General features: G+C 65.6%; 21 protein-coding genes and 1 other RNA gene. 5 read left to right on the top strand and 17 right to left on the bottom strand.

What is annotated here, in order from left to right; genetic code table 11:
* Positions 1-20 precede the first annotated feature (20 nt).
* The 17 genes from glnL to ompA all read right to left on the bottom strand — a co-directional run bounded on the left by glnL (position 21) and on the right by ompA (position 15804).
* Positions 21-1097, bottom strand: coding sequence for a nitrogen regulation protein NR(II) (gene glnL / locus J2739_RS19435; RefSeq protein ID WP_309904615.1), 1077 nt, complete (start codon positions 1095-1097; stop codon positions 21-23).
* On the bottom strand, positions 1097-1603 hold the full coding sequence (locus tag J2739_RS19430) for a hypothetical protein (protein WP_309904614.1): 507 nt from the start codon (positions 1601-1603) through the stop codon (positions 1097-1099). The genes glnL and J2739_RS19430 overlap by 1 nt, the downstream gene beginning before the upstream one ends.
* A 141-nt stretch (positions 1604-1744) precedes the next feature.
* A complete protein-coding gene (gene glnA / locus J2739_RS19425) occupies positions 1745-3160 on the bottom strand; it encodes a type I glutamate--ammonia ligase (RefSeq protein WP_309904612.1) in 1416 nt (471 codons plus the stop codon).
* Between the two features lie 149 nt (positions 3161-3309).
* On the bottom strand, positions 3310-4110 hold the full coding sequence (locus J2739_RS19420) for a competence/damage-inducible protein A (RefSeq protein WP_309904610.1): 801 nt from the start codon (positions 4108-4110) through the stop codon (positions 3310-3312).
* Positions 4107-4979 (bottom strand): EI24 domain-containing protein, encoded by an 873-nt coding sequence (locus J2739_RS19415; RefSeq protein ID WP_309904608.1) that lies wholly within the window; start codon positions 4977-4979, stop codon positions 4107-4109. Before J2739_RS19415 ends, J2739_RS19420 begins: the two co-directional genes overlap by 4 nt.
* 65 nt (positions 4980-5044) lie before the next feature.
* Positions 5045-6016 carry a sterol desaturase family protein gene (locus tag J2739_RS19410; RefSeq protein ID WP_309904606.1) on the bottom strand — a complete coding sequence of 324 codons (972 nt, stop codon included), beginning with the start codon at positions 6014-6016 and terminating at the stop codon, positions 5045-5047.
* Positions 6017-6035: 19 nt separating this feature from the next.
* A complete protein-coding gene (locus J2739_RS19405; protein ID WP_309904604.1) occupies positions 6036-6836 on the bottom strand; it encodes a polysaccharide deacetylase family protein in 801 nt (266 codons plus the stop codon).
* Positions 6823-7809, bottom strand: a complete 987-nt coding sequence (locus J2739_RS19400) for a YVTN family beta-propeller repeat protein (protein ID WP_309904602.1) — start codon at positions 7807-7809, stop codon at positions 6823-6825. Before J2739_RS19400 ends, J2739_RS19405 begins: the two co-directional genes overlap by 14 nt.
* A 29-nt stretch (positions 7810-7838) precedes the next feature.
* Positions 7839-8597 carry a pseudouridine synthase gene (locus tag J2739_RS19395; RefSeq protein ID WP_309904600.1) on the bottom strand — a complete coding sequence of 253 codons (759 nt, stop codon included), beginning with the start codon at positions 8595-8597 and terminating at the stop codon, positions 7839-7841.
* Positions 8597-10288 (bottom strand): gamma-glutamyltransferase, encoded by a 1692-nt coding sequence (gene ggt, locus J2739_RS19390; RefSeq protein WP_309904880.1) that lies wholly within the window; start codon positions 10286-10288, stop codon positions 8597-8599. The genes J2739_RS19395 and ggt overlap by 1 nt, the downstream gene beginning before the upstream one ends.
* Positions 10289-10361: 73 nt before the next feature.
* Positions 10362-11966, bottom strand: coding sequence for a methyltransferase regulatory domain-containing protein (locus J2739_RS19385; protein WP_309904597.1), 1605 nt, complete (start codon positions 11964-11966; stop codon positions 10362-10364).
* A gap of 162 nt (positions 11967-12128) precedes the next feature.
* A complete protein-coding gene (locus J2739_RS19380; RefSeq protein WP_309904595.1) occupies positions 12129-12305 on the bottom strand; it encodes a hypothetical protein in 177 nt (58 codons plus the stop codon).
* Positions 12265-13077: a phytanoyl-CoA dioxygenase family protein gene (locus J2739_RS19375; protein WP_309904593.1), complete on the bottom strand. Its 813-nt coding sequence runs from the start codon at positions 13075-13077 to the stop codon at positions 12265-12267. Before J2739_RS19375 ends, J2739_RS19380 begins: the two co-directional genes overlap by 41 nt.
* Positions 13078-13245: 168 nt before the next feature.
* Positions 13246-13631: a transfer-messenger RNA gene (gene ssrA / locus J2739_RS19370) on the bottom strand.
* Between the two features lie 13 nt (positions 13632-13644).
* Positions 13645-14313, bottom strand: a complete 669-nt coding sequence (locus J2739_RS19365; RefSeq protein WP_309904591.1) for an HAD-IA family hydrolase — start codon at positions 14311-14313, stop codon at positions 13645-13647.
* Positions 14310-15032, bottom strand: a complete 723-nt coding sequence (gene ubiG / locus J2739_RS19360) for a bifunctional 2-polyprenyl-6-hydroxyphenol methylase/3-demethylubiquinol 3-O-methyltransferase UbiG (RefSeq protein WP_309904589.1) — start codon at positions 15030-15032, stop codon at positions 14310-14312. The genes J2739_RS19365 and ubiG overlap by 4 nt, the downstream gene beginning before the upstream one ends.
* Before the next feature lie 115 nt (positions 15033-15147).
* The gene (ompA, locus tag J2739_RS19355; RefSeq protein ID WP_309904587.1) at positions 15148-15804 is read right to left on the bottom strand and encodes an outer membrane protein OmpA; all 657 of its coding nucleotides are present in this window, start codon (positions 15802-15804) and stop codon (positions 15148-15150) included.
* A 225-nt stretch (positions 15805-16029) separates the two neighbouring features.
* On the opposite strand from ompA, the gene gyrA reads away from it, so the two are divergent.
* From gyrA to J2739_RS19330, 5 genes are read left to right on the top strand one after another with little or no spacing between them, the layout of a single operon-like run.
* Positions 16030-18678, top strand: coding sequence for a DNA gyrase subunit A (gene gyrA, locus J2739_RS19350; RefSeq protein WP_309904585.1), 2649 nt, complete (start codon positions 16030-16032; stop codon positions 18676-18678).
* Positions 18675-19250: a DUF2059 domain-containing protein gene (locus J2739_RS19345; protein ID WP_309904583.1), complete on the top strand. Its 576-nt coding sequence runs from the start codon at positions 18675-18677 to the stop codon at positions 19248-19250. The genes gyrA and J2739_RS19345 overlap by 4 nt, the downstream gene beginning before the upstream one ends.
* A 50-nt stretch (positions 19251-19300) precedes the next feature.
* On the top strand, positions 19301-20368 hold the full coding sequence (gene serC, locus J2739_RS19340; RefSeq protein WP_309904878.1) for a 3-phosphoserine/phosphohydroxythreonine transaminase: 1068 nt from the start codon (positions 19301-19303) through the stop codon (positions 20366-20368).
* 20 nt (positions 20369-20388) lie between these two features.
* Positions 20389-21507 carry a prephenate dehydratase gene (pheA, locus tag J2739_RS19335; RefSeq protein ID WP_309904581.1) on the top strand — a complete coding sequence of 373 codons (1119 nt, stop codon included), beginning with the start codon at positions 20389-20391 and terminating at the stop codon, positions 21505-21507.
* A gap of 9 nt (positions 21508-21516) precedes the next feature.
* Complete coding sequence (locus J2739_RS19330; protein WP_309904579.1) at positions 21517-22395, top strand: prephenate dehydrogenase; 879 nt, start codon at positions 21517-21519, stop codon at positions 22393-22395.
* Positions 22396-22397 lie beyond the last annotated feature (2 nt).

The raw sequence follows: 22397 nt of genomic DNA, 5'->3' as shown, positions 1-22397 counted from the left end.
GCAGTTCCTTCTTCCCTGTTCTAAGGCAACGGTATCAATATCTTGAAATCGGTCCGGCCCGGAACACTGTCGCACTCGATCACGCCATGGTGCTGTTGCACGAAAGTTTGTGCCAGCGTCAACCCGAGGCCGGTCCCGCCTTCCCTGCCCGACACCAGCGGGTAGAAGATGCGGTCCTTGATCGCGTCCGGCACGCCCGGTCCATTGTCGATGACATGCAATTCCAGTGCCAGTCGATACCACTGCTTGTTGAAGATCACCTGACGGGCGACGCGGGTCTTGAAGGTGATGCGCGCATCGCCCGCCGCGCGCCGCTCGGCGAGCGCCTGCGCCGCGTTGTGGACGATGTTGAGCGTGGCCTGGATCAGCTGCTCGCGATCGCCGCGGAATTCCGGGATCGAGACGTCGAAGTCGCGCTCGATGTGCAGGTCGCGCGGGAACTCCGCGAGGATCACCGAGCGCACGCGCTCGCAGACCTCGTGGATGTTGACGTCGCCCACCACGTGCGGGCGGCGGTGCGGCGCCAGCAGGCGGTCGACCAGGGTCTGCAGGCGATCGGCCTCGTGGATGATGACCTGCGTGTACTCCACCTGGTCGCGCGACTCCACCTCCATCTGCAGCAGCTGCGCCGCACCGCGAATGCCGCCCAGCGGGTTCTTGATTTCGTGCGCGAGATTGCGGATCAGCTCCTTGTTGGCCTGTGCCTGGTCGAGCAGGCGCTCCTCGCGGTCCTGCCGCACCTGCTGCTCCAGCGGCGACATCTCGATGATCAGCTCCCCCGCCCGGTCCCCCTGCGCGAGCGTCACCTGCACCGGCATCAGTTCGTGATTGACGCGGCGCAGGAAGGCCTCGTAGCGCAGCGTGGCGAAGTCGTTGCTGCGTGCGCCGTCGATGGCGGTGCGCAGCACCTGGGGCTCGTGGAAACAGGCGCCGAACTGCGAGCCTTCGAGCGTGCGGCGCGAGGTGCCCAATGCGTCTTCGAGGCCGGCGTTGGCGAACAGCACCGAGCCGTCGGTGCGCACCACCGCGATCAGCGTGGAGAGGAGGTCGAAAGGCTGGAAGCGCTTGGCAGCGGCAGCACCCTTGCCAAAGGCCATCAGCGCGTGGCCGGCAGGCGACCGATCTCGCGGCGGATGCCGGCGATGTCGCTCTCGTTGCGGGCGATCTCGGCCTTCATCTCGGCCACTCGGTCGAGGTACTTCTGGTAGTTGCGGGCTTCACCGCCCTGCTTCTCGGGCTCGCCGTTGTTGTAGTCCTTGAGCAGCTGGGCCTGGCGCTCCTCGGCTTTCTTGAGCTCGGACTCGAGCACCGTGCGGGCTTCGCCGTCACGGGCACGCTGGTCGGCGCCCTCGACGCGCGGGCTGCCCGCCGGGGCTCGTACGGCAGACGTGCTGCTGGCGGCCGCCGCGGCAACGGGCCGGCTGCCCTGGACGACGGTGACATTGCCGCCCTCCATGACCTTGCACCCGCGCTGCTGGGCCAGGGTCGCGTTGTTGGTGTATTCGTTGCCGCAGCGCCAGACGCGCTCCTGCTGCGCCTGGGCCTGCATGTGGACGCCGGCCGCTGCCATGGCCGCCAGCAGGTAAACGAAAGAAGTCTTCATGATCGTCATATGAAAGTGGGCAACCGGATGGCATTTTCATGCAATTCGATGGCGCCGCCACGGGGTGCGATCCGCCCAAGAAAAAAGGACGGCAAGCCGTCCTTTATTTCACTGAAAGGCGCCCCGGGGGGCGCGATGGCCTTACAGGCTGTAGTACATGTCGAACTCGACCGGGTGGGTGGCCATGCGGAAGCGCGTGACTTCCTGCATCTTCAGGTCGATGTAGGCGTCGATGTAGGCATCGGTGAACACGCCGCCCTTGGTCAGGAAGGCGCGGTCCTTGTCCAGGTAGTCGAGCGCCTGGTCGAGGCTGTGGCACACGGTCGGGATCAGCGCGTCTTCTTCGGGCGGCAGGTGGTAGAGGTCCTTGCTGGCGGCTTCGCCCGGATGGATCTTGTTCTCCACGCCGTCCAGGCCGGCCATCAGCATGGCGGCGAAGCCGAGGTAGGGGTTCATCATCGGATCGGGGAAGCGCGCCTCGACGCGGCGGCCCTTCGGGTTGGCCACGAACGGGATGCGGATCGAAGCCGAGCGGTTCTTGGCCGAGTAGGCCAGCTTCACCGGGGCCTCGAAGCCGGGGACGAGGCGCTTGTAGCTGTTGGTGCCGGGGTTGGTGATGGCGTTGAGCGCACGGGCATGCTTGATGATGCCGCCGATGTAGTGCAGCGCGAAGTCGCTGAGGCCTGCATAGCCGTCGCCGGCGAACAGGTTCTTGCCGTCTTTCCAGACCGACTGGTGCACGTGCATGCCGGAGCCGTTGTCGCCGACGATGGGCTTGGGCATGAAGGTCGCGGTCTTGCCGTAGGCGTGGGCCACGTTGTGGATCACGTACTTCTGCAGCTGGACCCAGTCGGCGCGCTGGATCAGCGTGCTGAACTTGGTGCCCAGTTCCATCTGGCCGGCATTCGCAACTTCGTGGTGATGCACCTCGACCGGAATGCCCAGGGATTCGAGCACGAGGCACATCTCGGAACGCATGTCCTGGAAGCTGTCGACCGGCGGGACCGGGAAGTAGCCGCCCTTGACGGCCGGGCGGTGGCCCGTGTTGCCGTGCTCGAATTCCTTGCTGCTGTTCCACGAGGCCTCTTCGGACTCGATCTTGACGAAGCAGCCGGACATGTCGTTCTGCCAGCGCACGCCGTCGAACACGAAGAACTCGGGCTCCGGCCCGAAGAAGGCCGTGTCGCCCAGGCCGGAGGCCTTCATGTAGGCTTCTGCACGCTTGGCCAGAGAACGGGGATCGCGCTCGTAGGGCTTGCCGTCGGTCGGATCGACCACGTCGCAGGTCAGGATCAGGGTGGTTTCTTCGAAGAAGGGGTCGATGTTGGCCGTGTTCGGGTCGGGCATGAGCAGCATGTCCGAGGCCTCGATGCCCTTCCAGCCGGCAATCGACGAGCCGTCGAAGGCATGACCGTCGTTGAACTTGCCCTCGTCGAAGGCGGAGACCGGCACGGTCACGTGCTGTTCCTTGCCGCGGGTGTCGGTGAATCGAAAGTCGACGAACTTGACCTCGTTTTCCTTGACGAGTTTGAGTACATCGGCGACGGTCTTAGCCATCAGGCTTCTCCTTGGAATGGTAGGGGTGGGAAATGCAGCGGGATCGGGAATGCAGTTTCTGTGCCATTGTCAGGGGCACGAAGGGGCGTCCGGCCCGCTGCCGGGACCCCAAAAACAGGCAAGTTGTAACCAAATTGGTGCTCGTGCAATCAACGCACCAATTCAGGGCCCAAGCGGGCATCAAAGGTGTGCAAGCCTTCTAGGAGCTGTGCGTAGGCGGCATCGATCCGTTCGGTGTCGCCCTTGACGCCGAGCTCGATGTGGCGGCCGTGCTCGGCATGGTCGACGCTCGGCAGGCTGAAGACCTTGATGCCGGGATGCGTGCGCTCGACCGCTTCCATCAGGGGCGTGAGCGTGGCCTCCATGGTGCCGTAAACGATCACCGACTTCTCGACCGATCGACCGCGCGCGAACAAGTGCCCGTAGCGTTCGTCCAGCACCGCCTCGATCATCGGCCACGCCATGACCGGGAAACCGGGGACGAAATGCACATCGGCCACGCTGAAGCCGGGGATCTTGTTATAGGGGTTGCGGATGATCCTGGCTCCGAGCGGGAATACGCCCATGTTCAGCCGGTGCACGTTGTCAGGGTGATCCGGCTCGTAGACCTTGCCCTGCTCGCGTGCCGTGTCCTGCATGCGCTCGCGGATCAGCATCTCGGCCTCGGGATGAAGGGCCAGCGGCACGCCGAGTGCCGCGGCCGCACATTGGCGCGTGTGGTCGTCGGGCGTGGCGCCGATGCCGCCGGTGGAGAACACGATGTCGCCCGAGGCGAAGGCGCGCCCCAGCGCGGCCGTGATGCGGGTCGGCTCGTCGCCGACGTACTCGGCCCAGGCCAGCTGCATGCCGCGGGCGCCGAGCAGCTCGATGAGCTTGGGCATGTGCTTGTCGGCGCGCTTGCCCGACAGGATCTCGTCGCCGACGACGAGCAGGCCGATGGAACGGGTCATGGAGCACCCCATTGGGTTGCGACCGCACGGGCATCCGCCGTTTCGGCCGTCGTGGTTGGAAAGGCCGCCGCTGCGCGCTGCGCCCGCAGCTGCGCCAGGGCGTCCAGGCAGTAATGGGAAAACCAGAGCGCCGAGAACGCGAACACGAGCGTGTAGATCCAGATCGCGAGCGGCGCCAGCACCAGGAAGGCCGCCGCGAAGAGAAGCCCCGAGGCCCAGACGATACTGGGCGCCGCGCCCAGGTAGCCGCACAGCACGCCGATGCCCAGCAACGGCAGGCGGTGGGCGCGCAGCAGGGCCGCGCGCTCCTCGGCATTCGCATGCTCGGACAGGGCGTCGAAGCTCATCACGCGGTAGGTCAGCCAGCCCCAGATGAGCGGCGGCAGGATCAGCACCAGCGGCGGGATCAGCCAGAGCGGCATCGACACCACCAGCGCGAGCAACGCCAGCACCGTGAGCCCCAGCGCACGGAAAACGCTGCCCAGGAAGGAGGCGCCCTTCTTGTGCTCCAGCGCCGGAAAGCGCCGCTCGGCCACCAGGCGCGTGAGCGCCGGCGCCATCAGGCCCGAGACGACCAGCAACGACACCACCACGATCAGCGGCGTGGCAGCGATCACCACCACCATGGGCGCCACGACCGCCGTGACATCGCCGGAGAACAGCCGGCCGATCCAGGCCCAGAAGCTGGCCAGCAACGGCCATGCGTCGAGCGCCTCGCGGGTCCAGGCTACCGTGGCGTCCCAGTAGAAGTAGCCGAACAGTGCCGCCAGCAGCACCATGAGCCCGAGCGGAAGCAGGGACAGCACGATCACCCTCGGGTGCATGCAATAGGCGACGGAACGCCAGAAGGAATCGAGGAGAAGACGCATCGGGGGCCGAGGATAACGCCAGCAGCTGAATGCGGGCTCAGCCGGGCGAGGACGTGCTGGCCATCTCAGCCGCGGCCAGCCAGCCGCTTGAGCCCCAGCCACTGCTGCGCCCAGAAGCCGCGCCCGTACTCGCGCAGCTGGCCGCGCGCATCGGGCTCGACCTGGTCGCGGATGCCGGTCGGGTCGTAGCGGTCTTCGAAGTTGACGGTGCGAAACAGCATGTCCCACCACGGCAGCAGCACACCGAAGTTGTGGCCGCCGAGGGTGCGGGGCCCCTTCGATTCGTGCCCGATGCCGATGCTGTGGTGCAAGCGATGAAAGCGCGGGCTGATCCAGAGCCGCTCACCGATAGCGCCGAAGCCGAGACGCAGGTTGGCATGCTGCAGGCTCTCGCTGATCTGGGTGAAGGCGACGATGGCAATGAACTGCCCCGGCGCCACGCCGATCAGCTGGGCGACCACCACGATGATCGCGTCGTGGATGACGTCGTCGAGCAGGTGGTTGCGGTTGTCGCTCCACATGGTCATCTGGCGCTGCGAGTGGTGCAGCGAATGGAGTGCCCACCACCAGTTGAACTTGTGCTGTCCGCGATGGATGAGGTACTCGACGAAGTCCAGCACCACCAGGTAGATCGCGAAGGCGATCCAGGGAACGTCGGTCACGCCGGGCCAGAGCTCGTCCAGGTGGAGGGAGCCCCAGCCGGCTCCCCGCACCGTGCCCAACGCCTGGTCGAACAGCGGATCGAGTGCGAAGAACATGGCCAGGCGGAACAGGCCCAGCCGGTGGATCAGGGTGTAGAGGATGTCGATGCGGATGGCCGGCCGATCGACCACCGGCTCGACCGGCCGCCAGCGCTGCAGCGGGCCGATGAGGGCGACCAGGACCGCAATCTGGATCAGTCCGACCAGCAGCCAGCCGGTGGCGTCGAAGGCGTCTTCGACCCAGCCGCCGAGGCCGACGGCGTAGACCAGCGGCTGCACGGCAGCCTCGAACAGCCATTGCTGCACGTTGGCGAAGATATCGGTCAACCAGTCCATCGGGACACCACCACCCGGTTCAGGAATGCGATGCGATCCAGGCACGATACGCCGGATGCTGGCGCAGTGTCTCGAAGCAGAAGCCCTTGGCCTTGAGCCCGACGATCAAGGGCTCCAGCACCGCCGGCGCCCACGGGTCCTTGCGCGACCAGATGCCCAGGTGCGCCACCAGGATGTCGCCCGGCTGGATGCGCTCGAGGGCTTGCTGCAACAGCTTCTCGTTGCTGAACTTCTCGCTCGGCAGTTCGTCGCCGAGGAAGCCGGCCGGCGCCCAGCCCACGTGCTCATAGCCGCAGGCCTTGGCCGTGGCTAGCAGCTTGGGCGAGGTTTTGCCGCCCGGGGCCCGGAACAGCGGCAGCGGCTTCTTTCCGGTGATGTGCTGCAGGCGGTCCGAGGCCTTGGCGATGTTGGCGCAGTACTGCTCCGCGTCCCAGGTGAATTGCCGCCCCGCGAAGGCCCCGGCCGAGGGCTGGATGCGGAAGCGCGGCGCCATGCCCTTGATGTCGCCGCGCCAGTAGGCGTGGTCGTACGTGTGGGAGGCGAATTCGTGGCCCTCGGCCGCCCTCACCTTCCACCACGGGGCCCACTGGCTGTCCAGGCTGTCGCCGCCGGTCTGGGTGGGCTCGGCGGCGGCGAAGAAGGTGACCCGCACGTCCTGGCGCTTGAGCACCTCCGCGATCAGGGGAGCCACGCCCATGTGGCCTGTGTCGAAGGTCAGATAGATCGGCTTGGCGCAACTGCCCTGCGCGAGCGCGCCCGTCGACAGGGCGCCCGCTGCGAGGAGCAGGAAGGAAGCGGCCGCAGCCTTAGCGCCGGGCATGGTCCAGCGTCCAGACACCGTGCGGCGAACGGCCGACGGGCACCTGCTGCGTCACCTTGTGCGCCGCCAGGTCGATCACGCTGAGCTTCTTGGCCCAGCGCGAGGTCACGTAGAGCGTCTTGCCGTCGGCAGAGACGTCCATGCAGTCGGGACCGCCGGGCACCGGGTAGGTGTCGACGACCTGCAGGGTCTGCAGGTCGATGCGGCTGATGCTGTTGGCCACGCGGTTGCTGACGAAGACGCTGCGGCCGTCGCCTGCCGAACGGAAGGCATGGGCACCCTTGCCGGTCATGATCTGGCCGATCGGCTTGGGCTGTGCACCGGCGACATCGAAGACCTGCACGCCATCGCTGCCCGTGAGCCCCACCAGCAAGGTCTTGCCGTCGTGGATGCCGAAGATGTCCGCGGGCATCGGCCCCGTGGGAACCCGCCAGCGGATGGTCTGGGTGGCCAGGTCAACGGCGACCAGTTCGTCGCTGTCCTGCATGCTCACGTAGGCGGTGGTGCTCTTGCCGTCGATCCAGATGTGACTCGGCGTCTTGCCCGTCGGAATCCGCTTGGCCAGCTTGGGCTCCTTGCCGTCCCAGCGGTAGACATCCACGTGGTTGAGCCGGTTGCCTGCGGTGACGAACCACTTCATGTCGGGCGAGAAGCGCAGGTGGTACGGATCGATGATGCCGTAGACCACGCGCTGGACCTCGGCCGTGCGCGGATTGAGGAACGTCAGCGAGTCGCCGGCCGAGTTGGCGACGATCAGCGAACTCTCGTCGGGCGAGAGGTAGAGGTGGTGCGGCTCCTTGCCCGTGGGGATGCGCTGCTTTTCGCTCCAGTTGGCCGGATCGATCACGCTCACCGTGGCGTCGAGCGAATTGAGCACGAAGACTGGGGGCGGCTCGGCTGCCGGCGAAGGCAGCGCCGCGCAGGCAAACAAAAAGGCCGCGAGGCGGCCTGGGATGGAGAACTTGAAGCGCAAGAGAGACGTTCCGAAAGAAGATTCTGATTCTAACGATCGACCCTGTACGTTGGCTGACCGGCGCTCCGGTTCCGTAGGGCATCGACCTCGGCCGCCTCCAGCCACCGCCACTGGCCGGGCGCAAGATCTTCCGGCAGCGCCAGCGGCCCGATGCGCGAACGATGCAAGGTCTCGACCCGGTTGCCCACGGCCGCGAGCATGCGCTTGACCTGGTGGTATTTGCCTTCGGTCAGCGTCAGCCGAAGTTGCAGCGGGCCGACCGCCTCGCAGGCCGCTGCCCGCACCGGCTTGGGGTCGTCGTCGAGCACCACGCCGGCCAGCAGCCGGTCGACCTGATTCGAATCGATCGGATGCTTCATGCCCACCTCGTAGACCTTGGGCACATGGTGCTTAGGCGAACCCATGCGGTGGATGAACTGGCCGTCGTCGGTCAGCAGAAGCAGGCCTGTGGTGTCCTGATCGAGGCGGCCGATGGCCTGCACGCCCTGCACCGCGCCCTTGTTGGGCCGCTGGCGCAGGGGCGCTGGCAGCAAGGTGTAGATGCTCGGGTAGGTCGAGGGCTTCTGCGAGCACTCGGTGCCGGCCGGCTTGTGGAGCATCAGGTAAGCCTTCTCGTGGTAGGCCCACTCCACGCCCTGGACCGTGAAACGCAGGCCCTGCGTCGCGAACGCCTGGCCGGGGTCGTCGACGATGGCCCCGTCCACCCGAACGAAGCCCTGCTGGATCAGCCCGGCACAAACGCGCCGGGTGCCGAAGCCCTGGGTGAAGAGGATCTCCTCGAGTCGCATCAGTACCCGAGCGCCAGGCCGGTATTGCGTCGCGGGTCGTTGGCGCCGTAGAAACGGTTCTTGCCCACCGGCTTGCCGCCCAGCGCAGGGGCGCCGACGATGATCGCCGCCATATGGTTGGCAGGCTGTGGCACGCCGAGGTTGTGGCCCATGTCGATCAGGATCTTGCGTGTGTCGGGGCTGAGCGCGAAAGTCTCGACATTGGTCACGTCGGGCAGCCACTGCTGGTGAAAGCGGGGCGCATCCACGGCCTCCTGGACGTTCATGCCGTAGTCCACCACGTTGAGCAGGGTGTGCAGCACGGCCGTGATGATGCGGCTGCCGCCCGGCGTGCCGACCACGAAGACAGTCTTACCGTCCTTGGTCATGATGGTCGGGCTCATCGAAGACAGCGGTCGCTTGCCGGGGGCGATGGCGTTGGCCTCGCCTTGCACCAGGCCATAGAGGTTGGGCACGCCCACCTTGGAGGTGAAATCGTCCATTTCGTTGTTGAGCAACACCCCGGTGCCGGCGGCCATGACCTTGGCGCCGAACCAATCGTTGAGCGTGTAAGTCACCGAGACTGCATTGCCCCACTGGTCGACGATCGAGTAATGGGTGGTGTTGCTGCCCTCGTGCGGGGCAACGCCTGGCTTGATGTCCTTGGAGACGCCGGCCTTCTTCGGGTCGATCACGGCGCGAATTTTTTCGGCATAGCCCTTGTCGAGCAGGCGGTCCAGCGGGTTCTTCACGAAGTCCGGATCGCCGAGGTAGCTGTTGCGATCCACATAGGCGTGGCGCATTGCCTCGATCTGGTAGTGCACCGCCTCGGCCGAGCGGAAGCCCAGGTCCTTGAGCGGATAGCCCTCGAGGATATTCAGCATCTCGCAGATCACCACTCCACCCGAGCTTGGCGGCGGCGCCGAGATCACGTGGTAGCCGCGGTAGTCGCATTCGATCGGCGCCAGCTCGCGCGTCTTGTACTGGTCGAGATCGGCCTGGGTGATGATGCCCCTGCCCTCCTGGCTCGACTTCACGATGGCAGAGCCCACCGGACCCTTGTAGAAACCATCGGGGCCCTTCTGGCTGATGGTCTTGAGCGTCTTTGCCAAGTCCTTCTGCACCAGCTTCTGGCCGACCGAGAAGGGCTCGCCCTTGTTGAGAAAGATGGCGCCGCTGGCCCGGTCCTTCTTGAAATCGGCGGTCGCGGTGGCCAGCATGTCGATATCGCCCTGCTCCAACGCAAAGCCGCGTTCAGCCAGCGTGATCGCCGGAGCGATCAGTGCGGCACGTTGCATGGTGCCGTACTTCTCCCGTGCCAGTTCGAGGCCGGAAACGGTACCCGGCACGCCGACGGCGAGGTGGCCGTTCGTGCTCAGGCCCTTGATGACGTTGCCCTCCTTGTCGAGGTACATGTTCGCCGTCGCAGCCAGAGGAGCCTTCTCTCGGAAATCGAGGAAGGTCTTGCGGCCGTCTGCCAACTGCACGGTCATGAAGCCGCCGCCGCCCAGGTTGCCGGCGGCCGGGTACACCACCGCGAGCGCGTAGCCCACCGCCACCGCCGAATCGATGGCGTTTCCGCCGCGCTTGAGCACCTCGACGCCCACCTTCGTCGCCAAGTGCTGGGCACTCACCACCATGCCGTTTTCTGCCGCCGCGGGCGCCTGCGAGGCTGCGTGCAACTGGGCTGCGCCGGCCAGCGCGAGCGCCATCACGACCGCGCTGCGCGCAGTCGTGCGCCACATGAGTTTTTTCACTGCAATCTCCTTTTTGCAAAGGAGAGCATCATGCCTCTATCAGCGCCTTTCGACGAAGGTCGCGCAGGGCCAGCGCCACCTGCCGCTGCGTGAATGCGCGCAACGCTGCTTCGTCGGTCAGCGGCTTCTCGTCCTTGATGAAGCGCAGTCGACCGGCGCAGGCCTCGTTGGCCAGATGCTGCGCGAGGGCTTCATGCGAATGCTTGCCGTCGAGGAGGGGAAGCAGGCAGCGCTCGAGCAGGGAGAGCCCTACCAGTTCATGCCATTGGTTGCAAGCCACAGCCGTCGGGCCAGCGCTCAGCGCCAGACCTGGAGCCTTGCGCGTCGCGGCCGGTGCCCGAGGGAAAGCCGGAACCGTGACACTGGCCTGCGACGGCGTGCGCCGGATGCGCACCGCGCCGAGAATGAGCAGTTCCTCCAGCATCGCAATGACCAGCGGGTCGACCGCGGCGCGCGGCTCGCCGGTTCGCGCCGAGACTGCGGCAATCAGCGCATCGGTCGGCGTACTCGCGGGGTATCGCTCGTCGAGCACCTGGGCCACAGCCTTGTGCACCGGCAGCCGCAGCGTGACCTTGAGGTTGCGTATCGCGCGGCAGACCTGCTCGCGCGCATCGAGCGTGAGCACCTCGCCGTCCTCGGCCGAGAACACCCCTGCGTATTCGAGCGCACGGATGCGCGTCGCATCGAGCCGATAACGGATGTCGGTGGCACGCTCCTGCTTGACCAGCAGCGTCTGCCTGAAGGTCCTGTTCACGAGGAAGTCCAGGTACTGCTCCATCATGATCTGGCTGCCGCCGCACTCGCGCAGCAGCGGATCTCGCACTTTCTCGCCGTAGTTCTGCACGAACATGGTCGAAGGCTCGGCGTCCGCCAGGTAGCTGAGTCCGTGGGCTCCGGCGCGCGCAGCGAACTCCTTGAAGTAGCAAGGGGCGTTGTGCGGCTCGAGGAACTCGTGCAGGAGGTAGGACGCCCCCGAGTTCCGCACGATCGGCATGTTCTCTTCCAGCGTCTTCTTGAGAACGCTGTCCGGCCGCGCCGATTGCTCCAGGAATTCGAGCATGCCGCGAGCGTAGGAGAGCTTCTCGTCGGGTTCGTCGCGCGGCGCGCCGCGCAGGATCATCGCGTCCCGCACGATCTCGCGCGCCTTCCAACCCGGGTACACGTTGTAGCTCACGAAGGCGACGCCCTCCGGAGCGAGGTTTTGGGAACAGATGCGCAGGATCGCATCCTGCACCGGCGCCGGTACCCAGCTGTAGACACCATGGCAGATGATGTAGTCGAACTGGCCAAAAGAAGCATCGAGCTCCGTGAGGTCCAGGGCCCGCAGCTCGATGTTCTGGAGTCGCGCTTGGTCGATGGCCGCCTGGCCCTGCCGGATCTGCACCGAAGACAGATCCACGCCCACCATCCTCGCTTCCGGATGCCGTGCGGCGATCGGAATCAGGTTACCGCCCGCCGCGCAGCCGAGTTCGAGCACGCGCGCCCGCTTGAGCGGTGGTGTGGCCAGGCCGAAGAGGAAGGCCAGCGCCTCGAGATGCTCGATGGTCGATTGCGGGAAAGGATGGGACTCGTACGGAACGACGTCGTAGTAATTCGAGGTGGTCGAGGTCGCGGGCGTCGTCGATGATTCCATGTGTGTCCTCCAGCGCGCCATTCACCGGTGCCTCCGGCACCTGCCGGAAGGCCGACCCTGTCCGGCTGGAGGCGCGAGCGAGCGGACTATAGCCCGCGTGCGACAACGCGCGAGGAATGAGAAAGAAAGAATCAGAATTGGTGCGCCAGCGGCACCGCGCTGCTAGTCGTCGCGCGCCGCCGCCGCCGCCGCCGCCGCCGCCGTCAGCAAATATGCAGCGAGATCGGCGAGGCTTTGCGACAAACCATACATGTGCTGGTACTGCAGGATCTGTCGCGCGACGAGTTGCAGGCGAACTTCAAAGGCGGGATGGAGCTCCTGCTCCAGCACGGGTGGCATAGCCGGGAGATGTTCCCCGCGCCCGAACGGCTGCATGATCGGGAGGACGTCGCCGCGCTGAAACTCGAGTGCCATGCTCATGCGGGGGTGCTCGGCAAACTCGCTGGTCGGGCCACCCCAATGCAAGACGCATTGGTCCCAGACCAGGTAATCGCCAGGCTTCGCCGGCAGTGCACGCGCGGCAAACAAGGGCGTCGACGGCTCCGGCACGCCCAGGGGGCGCGCCGTACGCGGCATCCATGTGCTTGGGCACGATGTACATACAGCTGTTGAGAGGGTCCGCGTCGGACAGCGGGACCCAGCAGGTGAGCGACAGCGGCGAACCGTCCGCGCCGAGCGAGTTGTAGCGATTGTCGCGATGAGGCTTCCAGCCGGTCTCCCCTCTCTGCGGATCGACATGCCATGCCCAGAATGCGGGCAAAGGCTTGAACTCGGCACCCAGGAAGTGCGCGAAGATCGGTCGCAGGCGAGCGTAGCAAGCCCACGGCTCGTCGTAGATCCATGCGAACACGGCTGGCAGCCCGACAGCGACGCAGCGCTTCACGGCCTCGCCGACGAGCGGCGCCAGCCGCTCGATCACCTCATCGCTGTCGCAGAAATAGCCATCCTTCGACATGCGTTGCGCCAGCCGTTCATAGCTCTGCCGAGGCACGGCCGTGACAACCGACTGCGCACCGCCGATGCAAAGCTGCGGCGCGAGCGAGCGCCAGAAACGGGCATTGCACAGATCACCCCAGGTGACCTGCTGCGTAGAGGTCGCGGCAATTGTCATTGTGCGTCTCCCCAAATTGCATGTTGCGTCGATAAGGGCGATGCAACTTGCTTGTCCTCCGCGGCGGCATGGTAGCCGAAGGAAGGGTGGAGACGACGCGCGATGCAGATCCGCTCGGGCGGGACCTGCGACATCGTGAATGCAAAGAGCAAGTCTTCGCAGATTGAATGGTGGAGCTGGGGGGATTTGAACCCCCGTCCGCAAGCCTTCTTCGCGCAGATCTACATGTTTAGCGATCTGTTTTGAGTCTCGCCACCGTTGTCGCGCAGTCGCACGCTACACCGGCCGCCAGTACCCTTGGTTCTCGCCCCGATCCAAGGTACCCGGATCGAGGCCAGCCGATGTGGATTATCTTTGCAGCCGGGAGGCGCGGATTGCTCCGTGCCCCCTTGCCCAGCCCATCGGCGTGCTGTTGCAAAGCTCACCGGCAATTAAGCGGCGAGTGCGAAACGTTCGTCGTTTGCAGTTAGTTTGTTTGAATCTGTTTTACGAGCGCATTCAGCTCGACATGCCCCGCTGCGATTCCGAACCCACGTCGAAACCAGTGCAGCCCCAGAGCCGAGTATTTTAGGCCGATTCCAGTAGTTGCAAGAGCTCTAGGGGAGATCTGATGGCGGCATCCGCCTCCCACAGGGTCACATCGGCCTCGGCGCCCATGTAGCCATAGGTCGCAGCGACAGTCCGCATGCCAGCAGCCCGGCCTGCCGCCATATCGCGCTCGTCGTCGCCCACGTAGATGCAGCTTGCAGGGGACACACCCAATTGCCGCGCCGCCTCGAACAGGGGTTCCGGGTGCGGCTTGGCGTATGGCGTGGTGTCGCCGCTGATGATCGCGCGCGCCGTACTGAACAGCGGCATGGCGCGCGTGAGTGGGCCGGTGAAGCGGACCGACTTATTGGTGACCACGCCCCACTGCAGGCCTCGCGCGCAAAGCGCTGCGACGAGTTCGGCCACGCCTTCGAACTGCCGGGTGCGCATCATCCGCGCCTCGTAATTGAGGAAGAACTCCTCGCGCAGGGGTGCGAAGTCGGGGGCATCGGGTGTGATGCCGAAGGCAACGCCTAGCATCCCGCGCGCTCCGGAACCGGCCATGGGGCGATATCGCTCCATGGGGAGCGAGTCCAGGCCGCGGTCGGTACGCATCTGATCGGCTGCGGCGCCCAGGTCGGCTGCGCTGTCGATCAGCGTGCCGTCCAGGTCGAACAGGATGGCTCGGGTGGCATCGGCAAAGCTCATGACAGGGTTGGCGCGGGCTTGCGCGTCGCGAACATGTAGTTGACGCTGGTGTCGTCGCTGAGCCAGTAGCGACGGGTAACGGGGTTGTGCTGAAGGCCGCGGGTCTGGCGCAGGTCGAGCCCGGCAGCGCGGCAGTAGGCGGCCAGCTCGCTCGGCCGGATCAGCTTTCGGTACTCGTGCGTGCCGCGCGGCAGCATGCCCAGAACATACTCGGCACCGACGATCGCGAGGAGGAAGGACTTCAGGTTGCGGTGGATCGTCGAAAAGAAAACCCAGCCACCAGGCTTGGCCAGCCGGGCGCAAGCCTGCACGACCGAAGCCGGCTGCGGAACATGCTCGAGCATCTCCATGCAGGTGACGATGTCAAAGCTTTCTGGCTGCTCGACTGCCAGGGCCTCGGCGCTGATGTTGCGGTACTTCACGCCGCGCGTCGCAGCCTCCAGCGCGTGAAGCTGGGCGACCTTGAGAGCCTTGTCAGCCAGGTCGATGCCGAGCACGTCGCCGCCGCGTCGCGCCATCGCATCAGCAAGGATCCCGCCGCCGCAACCGACGTCCAGCACTCTGCATCCGGCGATAGGCGCAATACTTTCGATCCACTCCAGGCGCAGCGGATTAATTTCATGAAGGGGCCGGAATTCGCTTTCCAGATCCCACCAGCGGTGGGCCAGTTCAGAGAATTTGGCGAGTTCCGCCGGATCGGCATTCACGGTTTCGGTCATATGCGGATTATGGAACGACGCGAATTGTCCTAGACCACCTGCGGCGAATCTGCAATGCGTTCGTCCATTAAAAAACCCCGCCGAAGCGGGGTTTTGATTTGAAGACTCTTGCGAATCAACGGTTGGCGCGGGTACCGACCACTTCGATTTCCACGCGGCGGTTCTTGGCGCGGCCTTCCTTGGTGCGGTTGTCGGCAACGGGCTGCTTCTCGCCCTTACCTTCGGTGTAGACGCGGTTGCGTTCAATGCCCTTCGAGACCAAGTAGGCCTTGACGGCTTCGGCGCGGCGCACCGACAGGCGTTGGTTGTAGGCGTCAGTACCGATGGAATCGGTGTGGCCGACTGCGATGATCACTTCGAGGTTCACGTCGCGGATCTTCGAGACAAGGTCGTCAAGCTTGGCGCGGCCTTCGGGCTTCAGCACGGACTTGTCGAAGTCGAAGAAGGCGTCGGCAGCGAAGGTAACCTTGGAGGCGGCGACGGCAGGAGCGGCGGGAGCGGGGGCCGGAGCGGGCGGGGTCACGACCGCGGCGGGAGGCGGCGGCGGGACCAGAGCGCCGTCGCAGCCGGCGGCGGCGGTGGCAGGCGTCCAGTTCGCATCGCGCCAGCACAGTTCGTTCGTGCCGTTCTTCCAGACCAATTCGCCGGTGCCGTTTTGCCAGTTGTCGATCACGGGACCACCGTCAGCGGCGGTGACACGGGTCTGCGCGCCGGCGGCAGTGGCGAGCGCAGCGACTGCAAACATCATCGCCACTTTATTCAGTTTCTTCATGGTTCTCCTCTTGGGGAAAAAGCCGCAGCCGCGCTGCGAATCAAGGACGCTTTAAGTGACCACCACCCAAAACGTTGAGGCGATTGTGCCATGGGATCTTTGGCAAACTGCCCGCGAGGCGCCCCCGAAACGTAGGACGGAGGCGGAATCCCGGCGTTGTGTTGCGGCGGTGCGACACCCTCCGCGGCGTAAAATTTCGGGTTCTCCGCCGCCAGCCTGCTGCTCATGACCTCGTTCGCCAAAGAAACTCTGCCCATCAGCCTCGAAGAGGAAATGCGCCGCAGCTATCTCGATTACGCCATGAGCGTGATCGTGGGACGCGCCCTTCCAGACGCTCGGGACGGCCTCAAGCCCGTGCACCGGCGGGTGTTGTATGCGATGCACGAACTCAATAACGACTGGAACCGGCCGTACAAGAAGTCGGCCCGTATCGTCGGGGATGTCATCGGCAAGTACCACCCGCACGGCGACCAGTCCGTCTACGACACCATCGTTCGGCTGGCGCAGGACTTCTCGATGCGCCACATGCTGGTCGACGGCCAGGGCAATTTCGGATCGGTCGATGGCGACAACGCAGCCGCAATGCGCTACACGGAAATTCGGCTTGCGAAGATTGCGCATGAAATGCTCGCCGACATTGACAAGGAGACCGTCGATTTCGGTCCCAATTACGACGGCAGCGAAAAAGAACCGCTGGTATTGCCGAGCAAGCTGCCCAACTTGCTGGTCAACGGCTCGGGCGGCATCGCGGTCGGCATGGCGACCAACATCCCGCCCCACAACCTGAACGAAGTCGTCGACGGCTGCCTGCACCTGCTGCGCCACCCGGCCGCCAGCATCGACGACCTGATGGAGATCATTCCGGCGCCCGACTTCCCCACGGCAGGGATCATCTATGGCATCAATGGCATCAAGGACGGGTACCGGACCGGCCGCGGCAAGGTGGTGATGCGGGCCAAGTGCCACTTCGAGGACATCGACCGCGGCCAGCGCCAGGCGATCATCGTCGACGAGTTGCCCTACCAGGTCAACAAGAAGACCTTGCAGGAGCGCATGGCGGAGCTGGTGCACGAAAAGAAGATCGAAGGCATCAGCCATATCCAGGACGAGTCCGACAAATCGGGCATGCGCCTGGTGATCGAACTCAAGCGCGGCGAGGTGCCGGAGGTGGTGCTCAACAACCTCTACAAGCAGACCCAGCTTCAGGACACCTTCGGCATCAACATGGTGGCACTGGTGAATGGGCAGCCGAAGCTGTGCAACCTCAAGGACCTGATCGAGGTCTTCCTGCAGCACCGCCGCGAAGTGGTGACGCGCCGCACTGTCTTCAATCTGCGCAAGGCGCGCGAACGCGGCCATGTGCTCGAGGGCTTGGCCGTCGCGCTGGCCAACATCGACGAGTTCATCGCCATCATCCGCAACGCGCCCACGCCGCCCGTCGCCAAGGCCGAGCTGATGACCCGCCGGTGGGACAGCAAGCTGGTTCGCGAGATGCTCACTCGCACCCGCGCCGACGGAGGCGTCATCAATGCCGACGACTACCGCCCGGACGGGCTCGAGCGCGATTACGGCATGGGCTCCGATGGCCTCTACAGGCTGTCGGACACGCAGGCCCAGGAAATCCTGCAGATGCGCCTGCAGCGCTTGACCGGCCTCGAGCAGGACAAGATCGTCGCCGAGTACAAGGAAGTGATGGCGGAGATCGACGACCTGCTGGACATCCTGGCCAAGCCCGAGCGCGTGTCGACCATCATCAGCGACGAGCTCACCACTCTCAAGCAGGAGTTCGGCCAGACCAAGCTCGGCGCGCGCCGCAGCCAGGTCGAGCACAGCGCTTTCGACCTGTCGACGGAAGACCTGATCACCCCCACCGACATGGTCGTGACGCTCTCCCACGCCGGCTACATCAAGAGCCAGCCCCTGGGCGAATACCGGGCGCAGAAGCGCGGCGGGCGCGGCAAACAGGCGACCGCGACCAAGGAAGACGACTGGATCGACCAGCTCTTCATCGCCAACACGCACGACTACATCTTGTGCTTCTCCAACCGCGGGCGGCTGTACTGGCTGAAAGTCTGGGAGGTGCCTGCCGGGTCGCGCGGCTCGCGCGGGCGGCCGATCGTCAATATGTTCCCGCTGCAGGAAGGCGAGAAGATCAACGTCGTGCTGCCGCTCACGGGCGAGAAGCGTACGTTCCCGGCCAACCAGTACGTCTTCATGGCGACCTCCATGGGCACCGTCAAGAAGACCGCACTCGACGAATTCAGCAACCCGCGCAAGGCCGGCATCATCGCGGTCGACCTGGATCCGGGCGACTACCTCATCGGCGCCGCGCTGACGGATGGGGCGCACGACGTGATGCTGTTCTCCGACGGCGGCAAGGCGGTGCGTTTCGACGAGAACGACGTCCGCCCGATGGGCCGCAACGCGCGCGGGGTGCGCGGCATGACCCTGGAAGACGGTCAGGGCGTGATCGCCATGCTGGTGGCCGAGGACGAAGAGCAGAGCGTGCTGACCGCGACCGAGAATGGTTACGGAAAACGCACAAGCATTACCGAGTACACCCGTCATGGGCGGGGAACCAAAGGCATGATTGCGATTCAGCAAAGTGAGCGCAACGGCAAGGTCGTGGCTGCCACCCTGGTGCACGCCGACGACGAGATCATGCTCATCACCGACAAGGGCGTGCTGGTGCGCACCCGTGTCTCCGAAATCCGCGAACTCGGCCGCGCCACGCAAGGCGTCACGCTGATCGGTCTCGACGAAGGCGCCAAGCTCAGCGGCCTGCAGCGCATCGTCGAGAACGACGCGAATGCGGAGAGCGACAACGGCGCCGACGACACTTCCTCATCATCTTCAACGGAGAATCTTCAGTGAAAAAATTCAAGTTCGCGCTGCTCGCGGTCGCGCTCGCCGGCAGCTCCATGGCCATGGCCCAGGACAAGGCGGCAATGGTCAAGCAGTTCCTCGACCTGCAGCGTCCCGGCATCGAGGCGCTGGCACGCGGACTGGTCGAACAGTCGAGCGCGCCCATCGCGCAGGCCGGCTCGCAATACCTGCAGACGCAGGTCCCTGCCGAAAAGCGCGAGGCCGCCGCGAAGGCCGCCGACGCCGAGCTCAAGAAGTACTTCGACGACGCTTATCCCATCGTGCGCGACAAGGCCGTGGCCTTGGCACCGGATGCCCTCGGCCCGATCCTGCGCGACAACTTCAGCGAAGACGAGCTGCGCCAGTTGCTGGCCTGGATCAACTCGCCCTTGAGCAAGAAGTACCAGGAGCTCAATCCGAAGATGCAGACCGCGCTGACGGAAAAGCTGGTGGCCGAGACCCGCTCCAGCATCGAACCCAAGATGCGTACGCTCGATGCCAACGTCGCCAAGGCCCTGGGCGCCCCTACCGAAGGCGCACCCCCAGCCAAGTCAGCGCCCAAGGCGCCCGCCAAGAAGTGACGACGCCCTCGGGTCGACGCCCCTACAACTTCTCCGCCGGCCCGGCTGCGATGCCGGAAGCGGTGCTGCAGCGTGCTGCCGCCGAAATGCTGGACTGGCAAGGCAGCGGCATGAGCGTGATGGAGATGAGTCACCGCGGCAAGGAGTTCGGCGCGATCTGCGCGCAAGCCGAAGCGGACTTTCGCGCGCTGCTGGCAGTGCCCGAGCACTTCCACATCCTCTTCATGCAGGGCGGCGGCCTGGGCGAGAACGCGATCGTTCCGATGAACCTGTCTCGCGGCAACAAGGCCGATTTCGTGATCACCGGGAGCTGGAGCGCAAAGTCTCAGAAGGAAGCACAGCGCTACTGCCAGTCGAACATCGCGGCCTCGAATGCCGACAACCAGCACACGCAGATTCCCGCACCCTCGACCTGGCAGGTGTCGGACGATGCTTCGTACGTGCACCTGTGCTCCAACGAAACCATTCACGGTGTCGAGTTCCAGGCGCTGCCGGACCTGGCCGCGCTAGGGAGCAAGGCCCCGCTGGTCATCGATTTCTCTTCCCACGTCGCCTCGCGCCCGGTCGACTGGACCCGCGTCGGCCTTGCCTTCGGCGGTGCCCAGAAGAACCTCGGGCCGGCCGGTCTCACGCTGGTGATCGTGCGCGACGACCTTCTGGGCCATGCGCTCGACATCTGTCCCAGCGCATTCAATTACCGGATCGTGGCGGACAACAAGTCCATGTACAACACGCCGCCGACCTGGGGCATCTACATCGCCGGGCTTACCTTCCAGTGGCTGCGGCAGCAGACCGAAGGCGCGCTCACCGGCGTCGCTGCCATGGAACAGCGCAACGCCGCCAAGGCGCGGCTCCTGTACGACTTCATCGACGCCTCGCCCTTCTACGAGAACCGCGTCGCCCACGACTGCCGCTCGCGCATGAACGTGCCCTTCTTCCTCAAGAACGAAAGCCGCAACGAGGCCTTTCTCGCAGGCGCGCGCGAGGCAGGCCTGCTGCAGCTGAAGGGCCACAAGTCCGTGGGTGGGATGCGGGCCAGCATCTACAACGCGATGCCGTTCGAAGGCGTGCAGGCGCTGGTGGACTACATGCGAGAATTCGAGCGGTCGCACGCGTAGCACGGCGTGCGATCCGACCGATGACCGCCTCCACCCCACCGTCCCCAGCCTCCGACCCCTCCGCCAGCCTCGCCGATCTGCGGACGCAGATCGATTCGCTCGACCAGCAACTGCTCGATCTCCTCAACCGCCGCGCGCACGTGGCGGAGCTGGTGGGCGAGGTCAAGAAGCGCGAGGGCACGCCCTACTTCCGTCCCGACCGCGTGGCCCACGTGATCGAGAAGATGCAGCAGAGCAACCACGGCCCGCTCAAATCGCTGCATGTGGCTGCCATCTGGCGCGAGATCATGTCGGCCTGCCTGGCGCTCGAGTCGCCACAGCGCGTCGCCGTGCTCGGCCCCGAGGGCACCTTCTGCGAGCAGGCCGCCATCGAGTACTTCGGCGGTGCCGCCGACCTGATCTATTGCGCCAGCTTCGACGAGGTCTTCCATGCCACGGCGGCCGGCAGCGCACAGTACGGCGTGGTCGGTGTCGAAAACACCACCGAGGGCGTGGTCACGCGCTCGCTCGACCTGTTCCTGCACTCGCCGACCCATGTCGTCGGCGAGGTCAGCCTGCTCGTGCGCCATCACCTGCTGCGCACGGTCAATTCGCTCGAAGGCATCGAGGCGGTGCTGGCGCACCCCCAGGCGCTCGCTCAGTGCCAGACCTGGCTCTCCAAGCACCTGCCGCGTGCGGAGCGCCGCGCCGTTTCCAGCAACGCCGAAGGCGCCCGGCTCGCCGCCGGCAACCCGGCCTGGGCAGGCCTGGCGAGCGAGCGTGCCGCCACGCGCTTCGGGTTGCACATCGTCTCGCACGCGATCCAGGACGACTCGTACAACCGCACGCGTTTCGCCGTCATCTGCCTGCCCCAGACCCTGGCCATGCCGCCGGCTTCGGGCAAGGACTGCACCAGCCTCGTGGTCTCCGTGCCCAACCGGCCGGGCGCCGTGCACGACCTGCTGGTGCCGCTCAAGGCCAACGATGTCTCGATGACCCGCTTCGAGTCGCGCCCCGCACGCACGGGCCAGTGGGAGTACTACTTCTACATCGACCTCGACGGCCATCCCTCGCAGCCCCACGTGGCCGCCGCCCTCGCCGAACTGCGCAAGCTCTGCGCGTTCTACAAGGTGATCGGCGCCTACCCCGTCACCGCCTGAGGCTGCCCCATGTTCGAACAGCTCGGCTTGATCGGCTGCGGCCTGATGGGCGGTTCCTTTGCGCTGGCGCTCAAGCGCGCCAAGCTGGTGAAGCGCGTGGTCGGCTACAGCAAGTCGCCATCGACCACCGAGCGCGCGCGGCAACTGGGCGTCATCGACGTCGCGGCGCCCTCCGCCCTGCTCGCCGTCTCGGGCGCCGACCTGGTCCTGATCGCGGTGCCGGTGGGCGCTTCCGAGGCGACCTTCAAGGCGATCCGCCACGGCATCACCGAGCAGATGCTGGTGATGGACGTGGGCTCGACCAAGGGCGACGTGATCGAGGCCGCGCGGCGCGGCCTGCACGACCAGTTCGCCAGCTTCGTTCCGGCACATCCGATCGCCGGCAAGGAAGTCGCCGGCGTCGAGCATGCCGATGCAAGCCTCTATGCCGGACGCCAGGTCGTCCTCACGCCCGTCAAGGCCACGCTGCGCTCCAACGTGCAGCGCGCGACGCAAGTCTGGTCCGGGATCGGCGCCAAGGTGGTGACCATGACGCCCGAGGCACACGACAAGGCTTTCGCGGCCGTGAGCCACCTGCCGCACCTTCTGGCTTTCGCTTTCACCAACGCATTGACGGCCCAGCCCGAGGGGCCGCGCTTCCTGGAACTGGCCGGCCCGGGCTTCCGCGACTTCACGCGCATCGCGGCCGGTGACACCGCCATGTGGCGCGATGTATTGCTGGCCAACCGCGAGCAGGTGCTGCAGCAATCGCAGGCATTTCGCGCGTCCCTGGCGCAGATGGAGGCCCTGATGCGTGCGGGCGATTCGCAGGCCCTCGAGGACGCGATCGCCGCTGCGAGCCGCGCGCGCGCCCAATGGCAGCCGGGCGCAGGCGTTTCCCCCGACTGAGC

This window comes from Variovorax soli, from assembly GCF_031454625.1.
Taxonomy (GTDB): domain Bacteria; phylum Pseudomonadota; class Gammaproteobacteria; order Burkholderiales; family Burkholderiaceae_C; genus Variovorax; species Variovorax soli_A.
This window is presented reverse-complemented; position numbering and strand designations above follow the sequence as displayed.

Excerpts from the sequence above, each read along its gene's own strand:
- glnL (WP_309904615.1), bottom strand. The coding sequence starts at position 1,097 with ATGGCCTTTGGCAAGGGTGCTGCCGCTGCCAAGCGCTTCCAGCCTTTC.
- J2739_RS19430 (WP_309904614.1), bottom strand. The coding sequence starts at position 1,603 with ATGAAGACTTCTTTCGTTTACCTGCTGGCGGCCATGGCAGCGGCCGGC.
- glnA (WP_309904612.1), bottom strand. The coding sequence starts at position 3,160 with ATGGCTAAGACCGTCGCCGATGTACTCAAACTCGTCAAGGAAAACGAG.
- J2739_RS19420 (WP_309904610.1), bottom strand. The coding sequence starts at position 4,110 with ATGACCCGTTCCATCGGCCTGCTCGTCGTCGGCGACGAGATCCTGTCG.
- J2739_RS19415 (WP_309904608.1), bottom strand. The coding sequence starts at position 4,979 with ATGCGTCTTCTCCTCGATTCCTTCTGGCGTTCCGTCGCCTATTGCATG.
- J2739_RS19410 (WP_309904606.1), bottom strand. The coding sequence starts at position 6,016 with ATGGACTGGTTGACCGATATCTTCGCCAACGTGCAGCAATGGCTGTTC.
- J2739_RS19405 (WP_309904604.1), bottom strand. The coding sequence starts at position 6,836 with ATGCCCGGCGCTAAGGCTGCGGCCGCTTCCTTCCTGCTCCTCGCAGCG.
- J2739_RS19395 (WP_309904600.1), bottom strand. The coding sequence starts at position 8,597 with ATGCGACTCGAGGAGATCCTCTTCACCCAGGGCTTCGGCACCCGGCGC.
- ggt (WP_309904880.1), bottom strand. The coding sequence starts at position 10,288 with ATGGCGCTCGCGCTGGCCGGCGCAGCCCAGTTGCACGCAGCCTCGCAG.
- J2739_RS19385 (WP_309904597.1), bottom strand. The coding sequence starts at position 11,966 with ATGGAATCATCGACGACGCCCGCGACCTCGACCACCTCGAATTACTAC.
- J2739_RS19380 (WP_309904595.1), bottom strand. The coding sequence starts at position 12,305 with ATGCCACCCGTGCTGGAGCAGGAGCTCCATCCCGCCTTTGAAGTTCGC.
- J2739_RS19375 (WP_309904593.1), bottom strand. The coding sequence starts at position 13,077 with ATGACAATTGCCGCGACCTCTACGCAGCAGGTCACCTGGGGTGATCTG.
- J2739_RS19365 (WP_309904591.1), bottom strand. The coding sequence starts at position 14,313 with ATGAGCTTTGCCGATGCCACCCGAGCCATCCTGTTCGACCTGGACGGC.
- ubiG (WP_309904589.1), bottom strand. The coding sequence starts at position 15,032 with ATGACCGAAACCGTGAATGCCGATCCGGCGGAACTCGCCAAATTCTCT.
- ompA (WP_309904587.1), bottom strand. The coding sequence starts at position 15,804 with ATGAAGAAACTGAATAAAGTGGCGATGATGTTTGCAGTCGCTGCGCTC.
- gyrA (WP_309904585.1), top strand. The coding sequence starts at position 16,030 with ATGACCTCGTTCGCCAAAGAAACTCTGCCCATCAGCCTCGAAGAGGAA.
- serC (WP_309904878.1), top strand. The coding sequence starts at position 19,301 with ATGCCGGAAGCGGTGCTGCAGCGTGCTGCCGCCGAAATGCTGGACTGG.
- pheA (WP_309904581.1), top strand. The coding sequence starts at position 20,389 with ATGACCGCCTCCACCCCACCGTCCCCAGCCTCCGACCCCTCCGCCAGC.
- J2739_RS19330 (WP_309904579.1), top strand. The coding sequence starts at position 21,517 with ATGTTCGAACAGCTCGGCTTGATCGGCTGCGGCCTGATGGGCGGTTCC.